This window comes from Sorangium sp. So ce834, from assembly GCF_051521425.1.
Classification (GTDB): Bacteria; Myxococcota_A; Polyangia; order Polyangiales; family Polyangiaceae; genus Sorangium; species Sorangium cellulosum_D.
On record NZ_CP150351.1, the window covers coordinates 11,444,070 to 11,463,894 of the forward strand.

The 19,825-nt window shown below is 73.0% G+C and carries 11 protein-coding genes; 3 read left to right on the forward strand and 8 right to left on the reverse strand.

Annotated features, from left to right (window positions below):
• Positions 1-109 precede the first annotated feature (109 nt).
• Complete coding sequence (locus tag WMF20_RS42065; RefSeq protein ID WP_437607296.1) at positions 110-3,148, forward strand: glycoside hydrolase family 3 protein; 3,039 nt, start codon at positions 110-112, stop codon at positions 3,146-3,148.
• Between the two features lie 9 nt (positions 3,149-3,157).
• On the opposite strand, the gene WMF20_RS42070 is transcribed toward WMF20_RS42065, so the two are convergent.
• From WMF20_RS42070 to WMF20_RS42100, 7 genes are all read right to left on the reverse strand, one after another.
• Positions 3,158-4,156, reverse strand: coding sequence for a formylglycine-generating enzyme family protein (locus tag WMF20_RS42070; RefSeq protein WP_437607297.1), 999 nt, complete (start codon positions 4,154-4,156; stop codon positions 3,158-3,160).
• Positions 4,157-4,281: 125 nt separating this feature from the next.
• The gene (locus WMF20_RS42075) at positions 4,282-5,196 is read right to left on the reverse strand and encodes a hypothetical protein (protein ID WP_437607298.1); all 915 of its coding nucleotides are present in this window, start codon (positions 5,194-5,196) and stop codon (positions 4,282-4,284) included.
• Between the two features lie 465 nt (positions 5,197-5,661).
• Entirely contained in the window at positions 5,662-6,873 is a 1,212-nt protein-coding gene (locus WMF20_RS42080) for a GDSL-type esterase/lipase family protein (protein WP_437607299.1), read from the reverse strand.
• A 327-nt stretch (positions 6,874-7,200) separates the two neighbouring features.
• A complete protein-coding gene (locus tag WMF20_RS42085) occupies positions 7,201-8,385 on the reverse strand; it encodes an alpha/beta hydrolase family esterase (RefSeq protein ID WP_437607300.1) in 1,185 nt (394 codons plus the stop codon).
• Positions 8,375-9,373, reverse strand: coding sequence for a hypothetical protein (locus WMF20_RS42090; RefSeq protein ID WP_437607301.1), 999 nt, complete (start codon positions 9,371-9,373; stop codon positions 8,375-8,377). The genes WMF20_RS42085 and WMF20_RS42090 overlap by 11 nt, the downstream gene beginning before the upstream one ends.
• A gap of 263 nt (positions 9,374-9,636) precedes the next feature.
• Positions 9,637-15,291 carry a hypothetical protein gene (locus WMF20_RS42095; RefSeq protein WP_437607302.1) on the reverse strand — a complete coding sequence of 1,885 codons (5,655 nt, stop codon included), beginning with the start codon at positions 15,289-15,291 and terminating at the stop codon, positions 9,637-9,639.
• 173 nt (positions 15,292-15,464) lie between these two features.
• Positions 15,465-16,382, reverse strand: a complete 918-nt coding sequence (locus WMF20_RS42100; protein WP_437607303.1) for a hypothetical protein — start codon at positions 16,380-16,382, stop codon at positions 15,465-15,467.
• Between the two features lie 564 nt (positions 16,383-16,946).
• On the opposite strand from WMF20_RS42100, the gene WMF20_RS42105 reads away from it, so the two are divergent.
• Positions 16,947-18,188 carry an AAA family ATPase gene (locus WMF20_RS42105; protein WP_437607304.1) on the forward strand — a complete coding sequence of 414 codons (1,242 nt, stop codon included), beginning with the start codon at positions 16,947-16,949 and terminating at the stop codon, positions 18,186-18,188.
• Complete coding sequence (locus tag WMF20_RS42110) at positions 18,185-18,841, forward strand: HNH endonuclease (protein WP_437607305.1); 657 nt, start codon at positions 18,185-18,187, stop codon at positions 18,839-18,841. The genes WMF20_RS42105 and WMF20_RS42110 overlap by 4 nt, the downstream gene beginning before the upstream one ends.
• A 123-nt stretch (positions 18,842-18,964) precedes the next feature.
• Here WMF20_RS42110 and WMF20_RS42115 read toward each other — a convergent pair whose 3' ends face one another.
• A complete protein-coding gene (locus WMF20_RS42115) occupies positions 18,965-19,825 on the reverse strand; it encodes a formylglycine-generating enzyme family protein (RefSeq protein WP_437607306.1) in 861 nt (286 codons plus the stop codon).

The following is a 19,825-nucleotide window of genomic DNA, read 5'->3' on the forward strand; positions in this document are numbered from 1 at the left end:
TCGCCCCGCTGCGAGACGTGCCCTGGCCTCGGGCCGATGCGCGGCGCCCAGCTCATTCCTGTCTTGGTGTCCCACATCCGGCCCCGGATCAGGCATGATTCGAGCCGGCATGAAGCACCGAAACCGATACGGCAAATGGCTGCTCCTCGCAGCCCTGACCATCCCTGTCCCCGCCTGCGGGGACGACTCCACGGATCCCCCGGCTGACCCGACAGGGTCGGGCGGGTCGGGCGGCGGCGCCACGTCCGGGACCGGCGGCTCCGGCGCGGGCACGGCCACCGGCGGCGGCGACGGCGGCGCGGGCGGCTCCGGCGCGGGCACGGCCACCGGCGGCGGCGACGGCGGCGCGGGCGGCTCCGGCGCGGGCACGGCCACCGGCGGCGGCGACGGCGGCGCGGGCGGCTCCGGCGCGGGCACGGCCACCGGCGGCGGCGACGGCGGCGCGGGCGGCTCCGGCGCGGGCACGGCCGCCGGCGGCGGCGACGGCGGCGCGGGCGGCTCCGGCGCGGGCACGACCACCGGCGGCGGCGACGGCGGCGCGGGCGGCTCCGGCGCGGGCACGGCCACCGGCGGCGGCGACGGCGGCGCGGGCGGCTCCGGCGCGGGCACGACCACCGGCGGCGGCGGCGCGGGCGGCGAGACCGCGTCGGTCGAGTGGCCGACGGTGACGAGCGAGATCCCGCTCGACCCCGAGATCGAGGACGCCATCGCCGAGCTGCTCGCGCAGATGAGCCCGGCGCAGAAGGTCGGCCAGATGGTCCAGCCCGAGATCCTGGCGATCACGCCGGACCAGGTCCGGGAGTACCACATCGGTTCGGTGCTGAACGGCGGCGGCTCCTGGCCGGGCCGCTCCAAGCACGCGACCGTGGCCGACTGGGTCGCCCTCGCGGACGCCTATTACGCCGCCTCCACCGACACGAGCGGCGCGCCCGGCGAGCACCTCGGCATCCCCGTCATCTGGGGCGTGGACGCGGTGCACGGCCACAACAACGTGATCGGCGCGACGCTGTTCCCGCAGAACATCGGGCTGGGCGCCATGAACGACCCCGATCTCATCGAGGAGATCGGCTCCATCACCGCCACCGAGGTCGCCGTCACCGGGCTCGACTGGGCCTTCGCCCCCACGCTCGCCGTGGTGCGGGACGACCGGTGGGGCCGCTCCTACGAGGGCTACTCCGAGGATCCGGAGATCGTGAAGAGCTACGCGGGCCGGATGATCCGGGGCCTGCAGGGCCGGCCGGCGGACAGCGCGGATCTGTTCAGCGGCAGACACGTGATCGCGACCGCCAAGCACTTCATGGGCGACGGCGGGACCGAGCAGGGCAAGGACCAGGGCAACACCGTCTGCTCCGAGGAGGATCTGCGCGACATCCACGCCCAGGGCTACCTCTCCGCGCTCGAGGCGGGCGCGCAGACCGTGATGGCGTCGTTCAGCAGCTGGAACGGCGACAAGATGCACGGCAATCGGTACCTGCTCACCGACATCCTCAAGGGCCAGCTCGGCTTCACCGGCTTCGTCATCGGCGACTGGAACGGGCACGGCCAGCTCCCGGGTTGCAACAACTCGCAGTGCGCCGCGGCGATCAACGCCGGGGTGGACATGATCATGGTGCCCAACGACTGGATGGCGTTCATCGAGAACACCATCGCTGAGGTGCAGAGCGGCGAGATCCCGATGGCCCGCGTCGACGACGCGGTGACCCGGATCCTGCGCGTGAAGATGCGGGCCGGCCTCTTCGGCCCCAAGGCGAACAAGGGCGCCCCCTCGGCCCGGTCGGTCGCCGGCGACGCCACGCGCCTCGCCGCGCCGGAGCACCGGGCCGTGGCGCGCGAGGCCGTGCGCAAGTCGCTCGTCCTGCTCAAGAACAAGGGCGACGTCCTGCCGCTCAGCAAATCGATGAACGTCCTCGTGGCCGGCAAGACCGCGGACAACATCCAGAACCAGTCCGGCGGCTGGACGCTGACCTGGCAGGGCACCGGCAACACCAACGCCGATTTCCCGAACGCGCAGTCCATCTACGCCGGCATCGACGAGGCGATCGCGGGCGCCGGGATGAGCGGCAGCGCGACCCTGAGCCCCGACGGCACCGCCGCGGCCGACACCTTCGACGCCGCGATCGTGGTCATCGGCGAGACGCCCTACGCCGAGGGCCAGGGCGACATCGGCAAGTTCGAGACGCTCGAGCACGCCAACCTGAACCCCGAGGACCTCGCCGTCATCGACACCATCCGCGCCCAGGCGCCGAGCGTGCCCATCGTCACGGTGTTCGTGTCGGGCCGCCCGCTCCACACCAACAAGGAGCTCAACCGGTCGGACGCGTTCGTCGCGGCCTGGCTGCCGGGCAGCGAGGGCGGCGGCGTCGCCGACGTGCTCTTCGGCGATCACGAGTTCCAGGGCAAGCTGTCGTTCTCGTGGCCCTCGGCCGACTGCCAGGCGCCCATCAACAAGGGAGATGGCGAGACGCCGCTCTTCCCGTATGGCTATGGCCTCGTGACCACCGACGCCGACGTGCTCGGCGACGATCTGCCCGAGGTCTCCACGGGCCACGGCTGCGCGGCCCCGGACCCGGGGGAGGCCGGCACCACCAACGAGCCGCTCGAGATCTTCGTGGACGGCGACGAGAAGGGTGATTACGTGCTGCGCATCGGCGGCCCCTCGAACTGGGGCGGCATCGACGTGGGCATGGGGGCCACCCTGCCCGGCGGCGAGGTCAGCGCGAGCACGGTCGACGGCGAGATCCAGGGCAGCGCCAAGCAGGTGACCTGGAGCGCGACGGGCCAGATCTACGCGCAGGTCTCGGCGGGCGCGCCCGGGGTCGATCTGTCGCCCTATTACAACTCGGAGACCTCGATCGTCTTCCGGGCGCGCGTCGACGCTCCGCCCGAGGGCGCGCTGGTCACGCTGTCGGCCCACTGCGTGTATCCCTGCTTCGGCGACATCAACATCGCGAGCACGCTGACCTCCATCGCTGACGGGGAGTGGCACGAGGTCTCCGTCCCGCTGAAGTGCCTGACGGACAAAGGGCTCGACATCACCAACGTCAACACGCCCTTCCTCATCTACTCGGAATCGCCGATGGACGTAGCGATCGAGGACGTCCGCTGGGAGCCTTTTACGGCCGGCCCTGCGCCGACGTGCACGTTCTGAGCCTCTAGTCTAGTAGAACCAAGGGGTTCTGGCGCAGCGCGCCCCGATGTTGCCTCGGTGCTCCGGGTAGTAGACGTGCCGGGTGGCTGACCGCAGGGTCGGGGCGAGCTCGTCGTTGCTGCCGCTCCGGAAAGCCCGGTAGGAGCCCGCTGCCACAGCGGCGCAGTCATGGCATGGCATCGGGTACTGGACCGGATCCCAGTCGAGCGTCCACTCCCACGCGTTCCCGCCCAGGTCGGACTGGCCCCACTTCCCGTCGCCTTTCGGCGACTTCGACCCGACGTCCTGTAGGCTGCAGGTGCCGCCGCAGTAGACCGCGTAACTGTCGTCGATTGTCGTGGAGGTGGCTGGCTTCGACCACGGATAGTACCTGTGCTCGCTGCCCCCGGAGGCCGCGTAGTTCCACTCCGCCTCTGTCGCCAGCCGTCCCCCGTCCCACGCACAGAACGCGAACGCCGTGTACCAGTCCAGGCAGTTGATCGGTTTATTTTCGTTGCTCCCCGCCGTGTCCGTCCAGCTCTGATGGACCATGCAGCTCAGGGCGTTCTTCAGGGCAGCCGTGTTCGGGGGCAGCTTGGTGTTCCACGCCGAGCTCCAGCCAGAGCCTGGGATCTTCGGATGTGCGCCCGTGCCATCCCCAGGCGGGCTGGCCTGCGTGCCCATGCCCGCGTTCACGAACGCCCGGAACCGACCCACCGTGATCTCGTACTTGTCGAGGTAGAAGTCGCTCACCGTCGCCGGGTAGCTTCGGTCCAGATAGTCCACGCCGTCGTAGCTTCGAGCGAAGGTTCCGCCGGGGACCAGCGAGCTCTCGCAGCAGTCCTCGTTCCCCGATGGCCCGCAGGTCGCCGGTAGCCCGGTGCAGCTTGGCGCCCTTCCACCCCAAGCGTCCGCGTGGCCGAGGCTTCGGTCCTTCGCGTTTGTCTCGCCCGCGGTGCAACCTGCCGAGAGCAGCAGCCCGAAGAAGGCGATACCGACGGCGCGGCAGGGACGGGCAAGCGAAATCATAGATCATCCACTGGTCAACGCCTGCTCCCATTCCATGAGCAGGGCACGCCACCGGAGCGCGCGCCTCTACGCACGGCGCGCGCTCGTCCGCATCGCGGCTCGGTTTCGTTGGGCCTGTGCTCCGATCAGCCCCCGAAGAACGCCTTTGCCTGCTCTCCCAGCACGTTCTCGCCCTTCGGGCTGCTGGCGTGGCAGCCGTCGCTGACTTCGCCCGCGTCATTGTTGAGGATGAACTTCCCGAGGTAGCTCATGTTTTCGTTGATGGTCGGGTCGTTGGCCAGCTCTTGTGCCTTCATGTTAGTCCAATCGGCACCGCCGGCTCCGGCGATGAAGCAATCGTGTCCTTCATTGTAGACCGGCTGACCCACGATGTAGATGTGCGTGCCCGGGTCGACGTGCTGGCGCGCCGCATTGACCATGTCACGGAGCTCTTGATCGGTCGCCCGCTGGGACAAGATGCAGATCTGGACCATGATGGCCTTGACGACGTCCTTCCCTCCAATCGACGCCATCTTCCGGTCGAAGAGCTGCCAGGAAGAGCTGTTGGGGTTCGTCCAGTTCTGCACCACCATGGCACCCGTCTGATAGTCGTCCGAGTTCCACATGATCCTGCCGCCGACGCGCTTGTAGCCAGTGCCGATGTTGTTGGCCATCGAGCAGCCAGTGTACGCCACCGAGTTGTCTCCCGTCGGAGGCAGGCCGTCGTCTCCACCGCCCGTTCCGGCGGTGCCGCCAGCGCCGCCCGTGCTCGCGGTGCTCCCCGACGCGGATCCGCCCGCGCCTGCGCCGCCGGTGCCGTCTCCACCGGTGCCGGTGGTGCCGACGGTAGTGCCGGCCGCGCTGGCGCCTCCACCTGTCCCACCACTGGTCGAACCTCCGGTCGTGGGACCGGCGGAGCCCGTCGTCCCTCCCGTTTCGGCGTCTCCCGACCCCGCACCGTCGACCGGGTCGCTCTCCGAACCACAAGCGCCGAGGCAGAGCGCGGCTATCAGAAGAGCGCAGGAGGCCATCCATCGGTAGGAAAGAACAAGAGAGTTCATCGTCGTCACCTTCTGTTAGGGGGCGTTGGTCAGGACCCGCGAGGGCTCTCGGCTCGCGTCCGACCGTCCTTGTTCTATTGCCGCTGCGACCCGCGCGAATAGACGGCGAGATCGTCGTCGGCCCCCTTGGACAAATTTGTCATCCCCCTGGCGCACCGACCGTCTCGCCCGGCAGGCGGCCGCCGATGCGACGCTGAACGTGATCTATCCGGGCTCGTTCGGTCGGCTCGGGCGGGGGACGACCGCCGACAGCTGCCACGCGAACGCCGCGGGACAGCAGCTGCTCGGCAACCAGGCCGTCGACTTCTTCGGCGAGTAGGCGAACCGGAGCGCGCTCGCCGGGCCGCACGCGCGGCGAGCGCAGCGCCCCGTGGCGGGGCGAGCTCGGGGCTCACGGCAGGGTCGCGGTGGCCGTGACGCCGAGCCAGCGCTCGATGGCCGTCGGCGACCCGGCTCGCCGGCGCTTCACGGCAGCAGGTCGCCGATCGCGTCGTACCATCGGTTCGCCATGCGGGCATAGCCGGCCGCGTTCGGGTGCACCCCGTCCGCGAGCTCCGACGTCGGAAACCCGGTATGCATGTCCACCAGCACCACGTGCTTCCCTGCCGACGCCCGGGCTTCCACGATCGGCGGCAGCGCATTGTTGTACGCGACGACCGCGGCGTCGTTGAAGCTGAGCGGAATGAGCTTCGCGACGACCACGAACGCGTCGGGGGCCGCGGCGAAGATCTTGTCCAGGAGCGAGCCCAGCCGCTGCGGCGCCATGGCGAGGTTGTCGCTCTGCGCCACGTCGTTGGTCCCCGCCATGAGCAGCACGATGTGCGGGGTCTCCTGCATCGAAGGCGTCGGCACGAGGCCCGCGATCTGGTTGATCTTCCAGCCGCTGTGCCCCTCGTGCTTCCGCGGAAACGGAACACCGTCGACCATCGTCGGCCCGTTCGTCTGAGAGCCCGTGAACGTGATGCTCTGGCCGGCGGTCAGCGCCTTCCTGAACAGCTCGATCCGATAGCCGCCGCCGCCCGACACCCCGACCCCATCCGTGATGGAGTCGCCCAGCGGCAGGATCTTGCAAGGATCCCCGTTCGTCGGGCACGGCGAATACGCGCTCGATCCCCCAGTTCCTGTCGTGGCGCCGCCCGAGCCACCAGCGCCGCCCGAGCCACCAGCGCCGCCCGAGCCGCCCGCGCCGCTGCTCGCCGAGGAGCTAGAGGACGAGCTCGAGCTGCTGCTCGCGGAGGACGTGGTCGCGCCTCCCGTGCCTCCGGTGCTGCTGGCCGACACGATGGTGGGCCGCCCGGTGCCGTTCGCACAGAAGCCCCACGACGCCGTCTGCCCCTTCGCGATCGCGCCGTTGTAGCCCTCGTTGGTGACGTTCAGCCGCCCGCCCGAGGGCGTGGAGCGCGCGTTCCACAGGTTGGCCACGGTGGTGCCGCCGAGCTCGACGACCATGCCCCAGGACGTGGTGGCCGCGGTGCTGCTCAGGTTTTTGACCGTCACGTTCGCGCAGTACCCGCTGCCCCACTGCGACTGGATCGTGAGCGTCGCGTCGATCATGCCGTCGGGGCTGGTCACGCCGGACTCGAGGGAGCCGCTGTCCTCCAGAGCCCCCGGCTCCACCGCACAGGCGAGCAGGCTGCACGCGAACGAGAGGGAGAGAAATCCAAGAAAGCGATTCATACGCATCAAAATTCTCCATGTCTGGACCGACCGATTCGCAAGTTTCCGCTCAAGATGGATAAGCAATTCAGGAGTACGCCTGCGAGCTCGGCCGCTCCGTCAGGTTGGAGGTCTAGAATTCCCAGTCGACATTCTATCGATCGTGACGGTGTGCACCAGTCAGGTTCGACGGCATGCCGACCACGCCCCTGATTCACCCACCCTGACGCTCGGCAGAGCACGGACCGAATCGCCCCACACGGCAAGCCGTCGCGAGCGCCATCCCCTCCCGAGGACGAGCGCCGCGCGCCGCTCCCGGCCATCAACCGGCGCTCGTTCGTTCCTCGCTCACGGCAGCGAATGCCGCCTCAGCGTGGCCCACCCGATCTCGGCGCTCCCCCAGGCCGTGCCGCCGCCCTGCGCGGTGCACAGCGTCACCTCCACGCCGCTCGCGCAGGTCGAGTAGGTCGAGCAACCGCTTTCGTCTGCCGCGCTCGGTGCGCCCGTGCACTGGTTCAGCGCGGCCCACCGTTCGAAGGTGCCGACGGCGCCGAGAAAGGTGATGTTCGCGCCGTTCGGCGCCTGCTGCGCCCCTCCCTCGTAGGGGACCAGCACGTCGGCGGTGCCCCGGAACGAGATCTCGGTCACCGGCCGCGCCGGCTGGCAGGGCTGCTCCAACTCCGCCAGAAGGTCGAAGGCGCTGGGAGCGACGCCGGCAAAGACGTCCGCCGCGTTGCAGGCCAGGTGGTAGGCCATCCCGCCGCCGTTCGCGACGCCCACGGCGTAGACGCGCTTGACGTCGACACACGCCTCCGCCTGGACCTGCTGGACCAGGGCACGCGCGAACCCCACGTCGTCGACGTCGCGTGACGAGGTGCAACACGGACCGATGTTCCACGCGCCCTCGATGCCCTGGGGCCACGCGACGATGAATCCCTCGCTCTCGGCGAGCTCGCGGTACCCCGAGGCCTCGGCCTCCGCCGCCGAGGTCCCGCCGAGCGTGTGGAAGTCGAGGACCAGCGGCATGGAGCTCGCGCCCGTGTAGCTGGCAGGGAGGCGAACGACGTAGCTGCGGGTCGTGTCCCCGACCGTCACCGTGCGCTCGTTGTCGCCGATCGAAAGCGTGGTCGCCGGGCAGGCGGCCGCCGCGTCGCCTTCGCCGGGCGCCCGGCAGAAGCCGCCCTGGCAGCGGAACGGCGCGCCGAGCGGCTCGCAGTCGGCGTCGTCGCTGCAGGTGAGATCGCAGAACGCGGCGCTCTCGGCCGCGGCGCACGCCGCCTCGGCGGGCCGCTCCGCCACGGCCACACACTGGGCGCCGGAGGTGAGCGCCGCGCACTCGCCTTCGGCCGAACAGGCGCGCGTGCAGACGCCGCAGATGCAGGCGAGGCCGTCCCCGCAGCCGGCATCGCAGCTCCTGAGAAAGTTGGTCTCGCTCCCGGTTTGCGGGCCCAGGTCCCTGCAGGCCGAGGCCAGGAGCGCCGCGCCAACCGCGCTCGCGACGAGGCCCGCCGCCGCGACCACCCTAGATCTCATCGCCGCCCCCGGTGTCCTGCGGGATCAAGCACTGTCCGATGTAGAGCACGACCTGCGTGTACCTGTCCGGCGTCTCGTGCGCCGCGTTGAATGCCTCGACCTGCTCGCGCAGCTCGACCAGCTGGGCGCGCAGGCGCCCCAGCGTCTCGTAGGCCCGCTGTTCGTACGGATGGCCGGGCCACACGTCGAGGGTATAGGTGCTCCCCCCGACGCGGTCGGCGAGGCCTGGCGCGGTGCGATCCTCGCGCAATCGACACAGGATGGTCTTCACCATCGCCTGGTAGTGATCGAAGATCGCCGCCTCCCAGCCCACCGGCGAGCCCAGCAGCACGTACAGGCTCGCGGCGCTGTACGTCGCTCCGGCGCCTTCCCCGGTCCGCTCGACTCGCCCCGATTCCACGAGGCGCACCAGGGCGGATTCGAGCTCCGCGCGCTCGATGTGCGTCCGCTGCAGCAGCTCGTCGCGCGTGAGCGGGCCCTCTCGATAGATGATCGCCCAGACGAGCTCGTCCACGCCCTCGCCCGAGCGGAGCGCGCGGAGCGCGCCGAGCTCGTCGTCGGAGACCGCTCGATACACCACCTGAGCCCCCTGCCCCGCCTGGAAGATCAAACGGCTCTCGCAGAGGTCGAAGAGCACCCCGCGGAGCAGGACATCGTCCTCGGCGGCGAACGCCCTCAGGATCTCGGCCCGCGGCGTGATCCCCCGGCGGCGGATGTAGTCGAGCACGGCCTCCCAGAGCGAACGGCCCCGCTCCACCGAGCTCTCCGTGATTCGCCGGACCCGGCGCTGATAGCTCCGCAGCCCCATACCGAACATGTCGGCGCTCACCTTGCGGCTGACCCCCTGCCGCTCAAGCTCGGTCGCGAGGTCCTGGAACACCTGGTCCGCGAGCTGGGCCAGGGGGGCACGCCAGCCCCCCGAGGTCGCCAGCTGGGCGATGAGAACGGTGGTCTGGCGAACGATGGCGTGAATCAGCTCGACCGTCATAAGGCTCGACGAGAAACCTCGTCGCTCGCCGAGAGTAGCGCGGCACAGGATCGAGGGGGGAGTGACAAACCCGACGCCCCTCGGGAGCCACAACGGCACGCATTGCGGCAGCTACACCTCGTTCATGATCCCCGAGGTCGCCTGGAGCGTCCTCGAGCGGCACGCGCTTCCGTAGGCTTCCCCGAAGAGTGGGCTTCGCGCGCGGAGCGTGCGCCACGCTCGGCGGCGCCGCGGAGCGCCGGCGCTGGCCGCTCCCCCAAGCTCTACGGGTCTTCCCACGACGGCTCGACCGCGGGCCGCTGCCGCTCGATGAGCCCGCTCCCCTCCTCCTGCCGGTCGCGGAACGGCGTCGACTGCGGCGGGAAGTCGCGCAGGCCGCGGCCGGCGGTGTAGTCGTAGCGGGCGAAGAGCACCGCCGACAGGCGCGGTGACGTCTCTGCAGGGCTCGGGATGTCGAACAGGAACGTCCCCTCCGCGCCCAGCGAGACGCGGTGTCCGCGCGAGAGCCAGCTCCAGAACGTGAGCCCCGCGGTGAACGCGTCGCGCAGGAAGGCCTCGTCGCGCGTCTCGTTCTCGGGCCGGTAGCTCGCGAGCCAGCCGAGCTGGATCCACGGGAACAGCCCGCGGCCGGGGAGCAGGTCGAGGTCGAGCGTCGCGTCGACGCGATCGAGGGTCGATGGCACCGGGCTCAGCCGCAGCGACGTGCCCGCCGTGACGAGCGCGTCGACGAACGGCCGGTGCCTGAGGCGCGCGCCGAGCGAGGCCTGCGTCCGGTGCTCGGCGGCGTACGGGGTGAAGATGTCCTTGTCGGCGCCCGGGAAACCCCGGAGCGACTCGTCGACCGCGAGGTACGTGAAGCCCGCCCACGGCGAGAGGGTGAGCTCGCCCAGCGGGATCGACCAGAACGCGCTCGCGCTCGCCCTGCCGCCCACGGCGTCGCTGGCGCCGGGCTGGAACACGACGCGGCCACTCAGCGACGCGCCGGGGATCCAGCCGCGCGAGCCGAGGTCGAAGCGCGCCTCCGCGCCGAAGCTCTCCGGACCGTCGCGCAGGCGCCCGAACCCCGCGGCCGCGACCCAGGCGCGCCGCTCGATGAGCTCGCGGTGCACGTCGACGCCGAGCTCGAGGAAGCGGAGCGGCAAGCGGAGATCTTCCTCCGTGAGCTCGGCGTCGACGAGGCGCGCGTAGCCGCCGACGGAGAGCGGCCCCGCGTCCGGGTCCTCTCCCACCGGGGGCGCGGGCCGGAGCGGCTCCTCCGCGGGCGCGAGGGGCGAAGGCGGCGGCGGCGCGGGCGGCGGCACGCGCGGCCGGGGCGCGCCGTGGGCGACGGCGAGCTCGACGCGGAGCAGCGCCCGGCCGCCGGGCGAGGCGACGCGCAGCACGTGCGGGCCGTCGGCGAGGACGGCGACGCGGGACTCGACCTCGCCGCCGAGCCAGAAGAACGGCGCGCGCGTGACGCCCAGGCGGCGCGCCTCGCGGTCCTCGGAGGGGTCGAGCGCGAGGGCTCCCTCCTCCAGCGCGCCGGGCGGGGCGCTGCCGGCCGCGCCGTCGAGCGGCGCCACCGAGAAGCGCAGCTGCCCGGCGGGCGTGGCCGCGGCGACCTCGGGGTGGCAGGCCGGATCGCCGCCGTCCGCGGGCGCGGCGCGCGCGCGGGGCGAGGCGACGCACTCGTAGGCGGCGCGGGCGCGGATGCGCACCACGGTCGGGCCGACGAACGCGAGCTCCAGGGGGCGGTCCGGATCGATGTCGTTCCAGGTCGAGAGGACGCGGCCCGAGAACGGCTGCGCCGCGCCGGCCGCGGTCGCGCGGATCCAGCCGAGGACGCTCCGGTCCGACGGCGGCCGCGCCTCGATGCGGTGGCTGCCCTTGGGCACCTCCACGACGCACCGATCGACCATCGGCGCGGACGCCGCGGAGCACGCGACCGGCGCGCCGTCGAGCGCGATCGAGAACGCGCAGGGCGTCTCCTCGCGGTCGAGCGACCGGCAGGCGCCGTCGAGCACGATCGCGCCCGGCGCGGCCCGGTCGAGCCGGAACTCGGCGCGCGCGCCGTCGGTGATGAGGAGCGACGCCTCCGGGGCGTCGACGAGCGCGCGCCGCACCCGCACGCGGAGCGGCAGATCGCGCTCGGCCCTGGCCCGGATCTCGAGCGTGGCCGTGCCGGCCGTGGCGTCGGCGCGCGGCGGCACGTTCCAGCCGGTCACCGGCGAAAGGCGCGCGAGGGCGGCCGGCGGGAGCTGGAGCGGCGGCGACGGCGCGGGGCCGGCGGGAGGAGCGGCGGCAGGGCGCGGCGCGGCGCTCGCGGAGGGCGCGGGCGCGGCCTTCCCGGAGGGCGCGGGCGCGGCGTCCCCGGAGGCCGCGGGCGCGGCGCTCGCGGAGACCGCGGCGTCCCCGGGAGCCGCGGCGCCCTGGCCCGCGGAAGCCTCGCGGGCGGCCGCCTGCACGGCGAGCTCGGCGAGCGCGAGGGCGCGCAAGGTGAGCCGCCGATCGGGCGCCGGGGCGGCGGCGGCCACGTCGGTGGCGAGGTTCGCGGCGCGGGCGAGCGCGGCGGAGGAGCCGTGGGCGAGCCCGATCCGGGTGAAGGCGTCGGCGGCGATCCGCGCCTCGCCGGCGCGCTCGGCGAGGAGGCCGAGCAGGAGCGCGTCCGCGCCCGAGCTGCCGCCCGCGGGCCCGGCGAGCAGCGCGACGCCGCGCCGCGGATCGCCGGCGATGCGCGCCGCGCGCGCGGTAGCGAGGGGCGCGCGGTCGCCGGGCAGCGGCAGCGGCGGCACGCGCGCGGGCAGGCCGAGCGGGACCGCCGGCGGGCTGCCCGGCGGCAGGGAGAACACGGTCGACGGCGGCGCGCCCGCGGCCGGCGCGCCCGGGAGCTGCTCGTCGTCCCCGGGGTCGCCCGGGGCGGCGCGATCGAGCGCGGCGAGCGCCGGGAAGCCGAGGGCCTCGAGCGACGTCGCCCGCTCCGCGTGGAGCGCCGCGCGCGCCCGCGAGGCCGCGGGCGCATTGCGGAGGGCGCGCGTGGCGAGCCGGATCTGCTCGAGCGTGCCGTCGACGGGCGCGCCGGACGGCGGGCGCGCCGGCGTGACGACGCGCGGCTCGGCGGGCGCGGCGGGGTGCAGGCGCACGGCGGCGCGCAGGAGCGCGGGCGCGGCGGTCTCGACGCGCAGCTCGCCGGCGCCGGCGGGGACCGGGATCTCGATCGCGCCCGTGGCGCCCGCGCGCACCCAGGCCTCGTGGACGGCGGCGCCGACGCTGACGCGCAGCACGCGGGTGTCGCCGGCGGCGGCGGGCGGCGCGCCGGCGGCGGCGGGCGGCGCGCCGGCGGCGGCGGGCGGCGCACCGGCGGCGGCGGGCAGCGCACCGGCGGCGGCGGGCAGCGCACCGGCGACGGCGGGCGGCGCGCTCGCGGCGGCGGGCGGCGCGCTCGCGGCGGCGGGCGGCGCGCTCGCGGCCTGAGGAGCTCGCGCGGTGGCGCCTTGCGCACCGGGCGATCGCGCCGCCTCGCCCATCACGGCGGCCGGCGCGAGGACGACGCGCGCCACCGTGGCGCGCTCCGGGTCGGGGAGCGCGAAGGTCACGGCGCCGTCGACCCAGGCCCACTGCATGATCTCGCGCAGCGACGCGCAGGGAGCGCGCCCGCTGCGCGGGATGCGCGCGAGCACCGGCGGCGCGCCCGCCGGCCGCTCGAAGACGCGCACCCCGGGCGCCACCGCGACGACCGAGGTGAGCCCGGCGCCGCCGTGCACCGCGGCCGGCGTGCCGTCGATGAGCACCGACGACTCCGGGACCACCTCGCTCGCGGCGCTCCGGAGGAGCACCCGCGCGTGGGCGTCCGGAGGCGCCTCGACCTCGATCCGGGCGCGTGGGGTGTCGAGCAGCGTCCAGCGGAGCCCGGACTCCGCGTTAACGTCGCAGAGCGCGTCCGCGGCGGCGGGCTGGGGCGCTCCGGCGCCTCCGGGCGGCGGCGCGTCGCGCGGCGGCGCGATCGAGCTCCACGCGATCACGCCCTCGGGGATGTCGAGCGCGTCCCACGGGGCCTCGCGCGCCCAGGTGGTGCGCGCGAGCGGCGCCGCGCTCCCGATGTCGCCGTGGCCGAGCGCGTAGCGCTCCGCGAGCGGCGCTCCCACCGGCCGGCGGCCGTCGAGCGGCGGCGGGAGGGCTGCGCTGAGCGCGGACACGGCCGCGACGTCATCCGGGTGCGCGCCGCCAGCGCGATCGCGCGGCGGCGCGGCGCCGGTGGGTGCCCGCGCGCCGCCGGCGGGTGCCCGCGCGTCGGCGGCCGGCGACCAGGGCGCAGCCCCGGCGCCGGCGTCCGCGCGCGCCGCGGCGAGCCGCGCGAGGACGGCGCGCTGCAGGGGAACGGCGATCGCCGCCGGCACGGCCTGCGCCGCCGCATAGGCCTGCGCCGCGCGCGCGAACGCCGCGCCGGGAGAGGGCGCCCACCGGACCGCCTCGGCGAGGAGGAGCGCCCGCAGCGGCGGCGGCACGGCCGGCCGGGCCGCGAGGTCGACCGCGGCCTTCGCGGCGCCCGGCGCGGCGGCCCGATCGGCGGCGGCGAGGAGCCGTGGCGCCTCGGCGTGGACCGGCGCGCGATCGCCGGCGGGGTCGCGCTGCGCGGCGCGATCGAGCAGCGCGGGGCGGTCGCGCTGCGGCGCGAGGAGCTCGGCGACGCCGGCGCGCTGCCGGTAGCCGCTGGCGGCGACGGCGATCTCCCCCTCGACGACCTCGACGGTCGCCGCGCGCGCGTCGACCGGGAGCGGCACCCGGATCCACCGCGGCTCTCGCCAGCGCGCGGCGTCCGCGAGCCGGGCCCCGGTGCGCCACGCGAGCTCGCGCACGACGGCGCCGCCGGCGCGGACCACGACGCGCGTCGCGCCGTACGCGCGCGGCCGGAGGGCGATGCGCAGCACGTCCGCGCCGGGCGCGTGGAGCCCGAGCCGCCCGCCGGCCCCGAGCGAGCGCCAGGGCGTGGCGCGCTCGAGGGCCGGGAGATCGGGGCCTTCGCGGCCTCCGCGCAGCTCGACCTCCCGCGCGACGAAGTACGGCTCGACGAGCGGCCGGAGGAGCAGCGATTCCTCGAGGTAGCGCGCGGTGAGCCATGCGGCGGCGTCGGGCGCGAGGGGCGCGGGGGCCGGGGTGACCGGCGCGCCAGCGGCGCCCGGCGCGGCAGGTGCCCCCGCGGCCCGCGGCGCGGCCGGCGCGCCTGCGGCGCCCGGCGCGGCAGGTGCCCCCGCGGCCCGCGGCGCGGCCTTCGCGCCTGCGGCGCCCGGCGCGGACAGCGCGGCGCGCGCGGCGTCGACCCACCGGAGCAGCGCGGCGGCCTCGCCCGGCGCGGTGGCCGGCGCGGGCGCGCGACCGCCCAGCCACGCGGCGACATCCTCGTCGAGGCGGTACCAGGCGAGCGGCGCGCTCTCCCGCGCGGCGACCCGCACCGCGACCCGCGCGCTCTCCGCGCCGCGCGGGACGGCCGCGCGCACGGCGACGAAGCGCGCGCTCGACCAGGCCGGCACCGCGACGTCGCGCGCGCCCTCCTTGCGAGGGGGCAGCGGCATCCACGTGATCGCGTCGGGCATGTCCCCGACGCCCGAGCCGAGGCCGACGCCCGCGACCTCGCCGCGCACCTCCAGCCGGTCGCCGGGCTCCACGGGCACGAGGAGCAGCTGCCCCGCCGTGAGCGCGATCGGCCCGGTCGGATCGGCGGCGATGGGCGCGGTGGGCGTCCCCTCCGGAGCCGGCGCGCCCTGCTGCGGACCGTTGCTCCACGAGACGACCCGCGCGCTGTCCGGCGGCACCCAGGCGAGCGCCTCTGCGGCCGCGGCCTCGCGCGCGCCCGGGGCGCCGGGGGCCGCGCCGAGGGCGAGGGCGAGCGCCGCGCCGAGCAGCGCGCGGCGGGCAGCGGACGCGGCCAAGGCGTCGAGATCCACGGCGATTACCCTTGCACCATGCCCACCGTGCGCCCCGTGCGCCGTGAGGTATCGGGCTAACCGATTTCCGGCGTCGAGCGCAAGCGCGCGATCGGCGAGCGCGCGGCGGCCCTCGCGGTGGCGGGGCGGGCCGCAGCGGCCGCGGCGACCGCCGGGGCAGCGCTCGGGGGGGCCTACGGCAGGGGCCAGCGCCGCTCGCGCTTCAGGCGCTCCAGCAGCGCCGCGAGCGCCGCCGCGTCGAGCTCGAGGAGCGACGCCTCGTCGTCGGACGACAGCGCGATGCCGAGCACCTCGCACACGTCCCGTACGGACTGCTGGAGCCCGTCCTTGCGGCCCTCGCGGAGGCATCTTTCGCGGAGCGACGAGAGGCTCGCGTGGCCCTCGCGCTGCAGCAGGTTGGCGAGGGCGGCCTGCTGCGCCGCGGCCCGATCGTAGAGCGCCTCGACCTCGAGCGGGTTCTGCAGCACGCCGGGCGCGAGCAGCAGCTCTCCCGGGAGCGCGCGCCGCGGCGGCGCGCCGGGCGCGTGCACCTCGACGTGGCGCGGTGCTTCGAGGCGGACGACCCAGACCCAGCGGGTCCCGGCGGCCAGGAGGTCGTGAATCTTCTGCGTGAGGCGCGCCTCGTCCTCGCCGAGGTCGGCGTATGCGATGGCCAGCGCCGGCGCGCCCGGCGCCCACCCCGGGGTATCGGGCACGTTGCCCACGGCCACGTGCGGCGTGCGGAGCAGCTCGGGTGCAGGGCTGTAGCCGGTGCCGATGCCGGCCTCGCGGACGGCGGGATCCCAGGCGACGACCGCGCCGCCGAGCAGGTGGGCGCTCGAGGCGCGCCCGCCGCTGGGCAGGCAGAAGACGGGGTGGCCGTGGGACAGCTCGTACGGGTCGCCCGGCCGGACCTGCGCGGCGCGGAACGGCCCGCGCGGGTCGGAGCGCGCCGTGGGGAGGTCCGGGGCGGCGGTGTCCGGGGACGGCGGAGGCGCCGTGGCCGGCGCGGGGATGGGATTGCCCTGGGCCGGGGCGAGCGGCGGGGGCTGTGCCGGCGCCGTGGGGCAGGACAGGATCTCGGGAGGCTGAATGGGATACTTGGGTCGCATGCCCGTGGATTCCGGGCATGCACGAGGATGCATCACCATTTCGGCGGCCGGCTGCGGCAGCGGTCTGCCGCGAGGCGCAGGGGCACTCTCGGCCGGTCCGACCGCCCTCCTGGACCGCGAACGGCCTCCGCGGACCGGCCCGACCGCCCTTCCGACATCGATCCAGGCGTCGGGGAGCGGTTCGACCGCCTTGCCGGCATCGATACCACGCGCCCGCGAGCGGTCCGACCGCCCTTCCGGCATCGATACCACGCGCCCGCGAGCGGTCCGACCGCCCTTCCGGCATCGATACCACGCGCCCGCGAGCGGTCCGACCGCCCTTCCGGCATCGATCCAGGCATCAGGGAGCGGTTCGACCGCCCTTCCGGCATCGATACCACGCACCGGCGGCCGGTTCGACCGCCCCCCCATGCTGGCAGCGGTCGGTTCGCCGATGCCCCTGATCCTCAACTGCCACAGGCGCGTCCGTCCGGCGATCTCAGCCACGGAGGATGGGGCGGCCGGGCTGCCTGCTGGCCCTGTCCGATGTACCGGCAGGGGTGCTAGGGTGCGCATGGGTCTCCCATGCGACTGCTCGATCTGTCCATCCAGAACATCGGTCCGTTCGACGAGGCGCGCCTGGAGTTCCTGTCAGCGCACGACGATCCGGTACCGGTAGCGATCATCACCGGCGAAAACGGGACCGGGAAAACGATCCTGCTCGATGCGATTCGGGGACTGTTCGGCGAATACTACGGAGGCCTCGAGCGCGCAATCTGGCGGAACGGAACGCCATTCCAGATAGAAGCAACCCTGTTCATCGACGGACAACGAGAAAGGCTGCTCTCGAGACAAAAACAGTATTCACAAGGGGCGTTCGACTTTCTCCCACACAATTCGAAGATATATCGTCTTCCTGTCGAAGTCGAAGGAGGCCAGCAGTGTCCCAGCTGGGTGGTGGATTTCTGGCGCTCTTCGCTTCCTGCAGATGCTTACACGATCAGCCAACTCGCGCGACCTGCGCCGAAGAGCTTCTTGCGCGATGCGCTGAAAGGCATTCAACGCAACGCCGCGGTGACCGAGCTCGTCTGCGCCTTCGATTACCTCCGGGGCAGCGACGATCCCCACGATCGCCGGGACGGTGAGGTCCTCTACGAGACCATACGCCGCATCGTCGAGCTCAGCGTGCTCGACGGCGAGCTCAGCCACGTGGACCGGCGCGCGTTCATGCCGATGGTGCGGCAGAGCGGCCAGCTCGTGCCGCTCTCCAACCTGAGCAGCGGCAACGCATACCTCATCCAGCACATGATCGGATTGCTGGGCAAGATGTACGCCGTGCACGTCTTGCGCGAGACGGACGCCTCCGAGCTTTGCAACACCCCTGGGCTGCTGCTCATCGACGAGGCCGAGAACCACCTGCATCCTCGCTGGCAGAAGCGCTTTCTGCGCGACGTGCTCAGCATCTTCCCGAATCTTCAGATCATCGCCACGACGCACTCGCCTTTCATCGTCGGCTCGGTCCCGGGCGCGCGGGTGTTCGTCTGCCGCTACGATCGGGAGCGGAAGACCTGCGTGGTCGACGACGCCACAGATCTGTACGCGAACAAGCCGGTGGAGGAGATCCTGCTTTCCCCCGCATTCGATGGCACACAGCCGTTCGGCGAGGAGATCTCGCGCCTGCTCGAGGAACGGAAGGCCGCCTTCGAGGCGGGGGACTCCGTCCGGCGAAAGGAGATCGAGAAGCAGCTCAAGGACAAGAACCCCGAGTACTTCTCGTACATCGACATTGAAGAGCGTTTGCAGTCGCTACGCGGAGAGGGGAAATGATCCCGATCAAGCGGCTGCCGGCGCCTGATGTGCTCGCTAGAAATGAAGATCGCTGGCGCACCGCGTTCCTGGAGCAGCGCGCAAAAGATCCACAGAAGCGGCCCAGCTCCAAGCAGTATGCACACCCCGACATCGTCTCCACCCTGGAGGCGATGAGCCATCACAAGTGCTTCTACTGCGAGCAGAGCACGAAGCAGACGCGGCGCGAGGTTGATCACTATATAGATGTCGCCGAAGATCCGACGCGCGCGTTCATGTGGACAAATCTCTACCTCGCCTGCTGGGAATGCAATCACCAAAAGCAGCCCCACAGGGCCGTCCCCGTGACCGACTGCCTGGACCCTTGCGCCCCTGACACTCAGCCTTCCGCCCACCTGATGTTCGAGAAAGAGCTCATTCGAGCTCGAGAAGGCTCGGCACAAGGACTTGCGACGATCAAGAAGTACAGGCTCGACCGGAAGGATCTGGATCACAAGCGACTGAAGCAACTCCAGCTGTTCAACGAAGTGCTGGTCCGCATCAAGGATGCCCAGATCGCCGATGGCCGGAAGGACATGAACGACGACGAGAAGGCGTTGCTGCGGAGCTTCTGCCAGCCCGACTTTTCCTTCTCACTTATGTTCCAGGTGTACCTCGAGCGTCACGATCTCTGAAGCATCCGTCGAGACGTCCGACGCGACGGCCCTCCGCCGCTCAGATGCGCACTGCACAGCGCGATACGGCACGCCGGAGAGACGTATCGAGGAGCGCGGCTGCGCCGGGACGCCGCCAGCTGGCTACTCGTCCCGCGCGCAGCGCATACCGTAAAAGGACAACGTCCTCTCCGGCAGCTCGCCGATGCGGTACGTCGGGCTGAGCGTCTCCTCGCCGTGAGAGAACGCCCCTCCGCGGGAGCCCCTCCCGAAGCCTCCGTCGCTCAGGGCCGCGCAGTTGACGCAGCTCCCGGTCAGCGCGAGATCGGCGTGGTAGTCGAGGACCCACTCGAACAGGCTCCCCGAAAGGTCGGCCTGACCCCACGTCCCGTCGCCCGCCGGGGACCTGGAGCCGACGGGCGGGATCGGGCACACCGTCGTCGTGGTCTCGCAGCCGTACACGGCCAGCTCCTCGCTCGGGGCCTCGTCGCCCCACGGATACGCGCGGTGCTGGTTTCCCCCGACGGCGGCGTAGTTCCACTCCGCCTCCGTGGGCAGCCGGCCCTCGTCCCAGGCGCAGAACGCGAACGCGAGATACCAGCTCACACAATTGATGGGCGCCGCCTCGTTGCCGGCGGGCTCGTCGGTCCACGTCCGGAAGTTTGAATCGCATTGCAGCGAGGCCCGCAGCTCGTCCTTGCCCGCGGGCAAGCTCGCGTCCCACGCCGGATCCCAGCCGCTGCCCTCGATGAGCAGGTGCGCGCCCGCGCCCGCCTTCGGCTTCGTCGCCGGATACCCCTCGACGAACTGCCGGAACCGCCCCACCGTCACCTCGAAGCGATCGAGGTGGAAATCGGCCACCGTGGCCGGATAGGTCGCGTCGTTCAGGCGGTTGAACTGGCCGCCCATCACCTCGCCCTCCGCACAGCAGCTCTCCTTGGCCTCCGGTCCGCAGGTGGGCGCGACCTGGTCGCAGCGCGGCAAAACAAAGACGTCGGGCTCCAC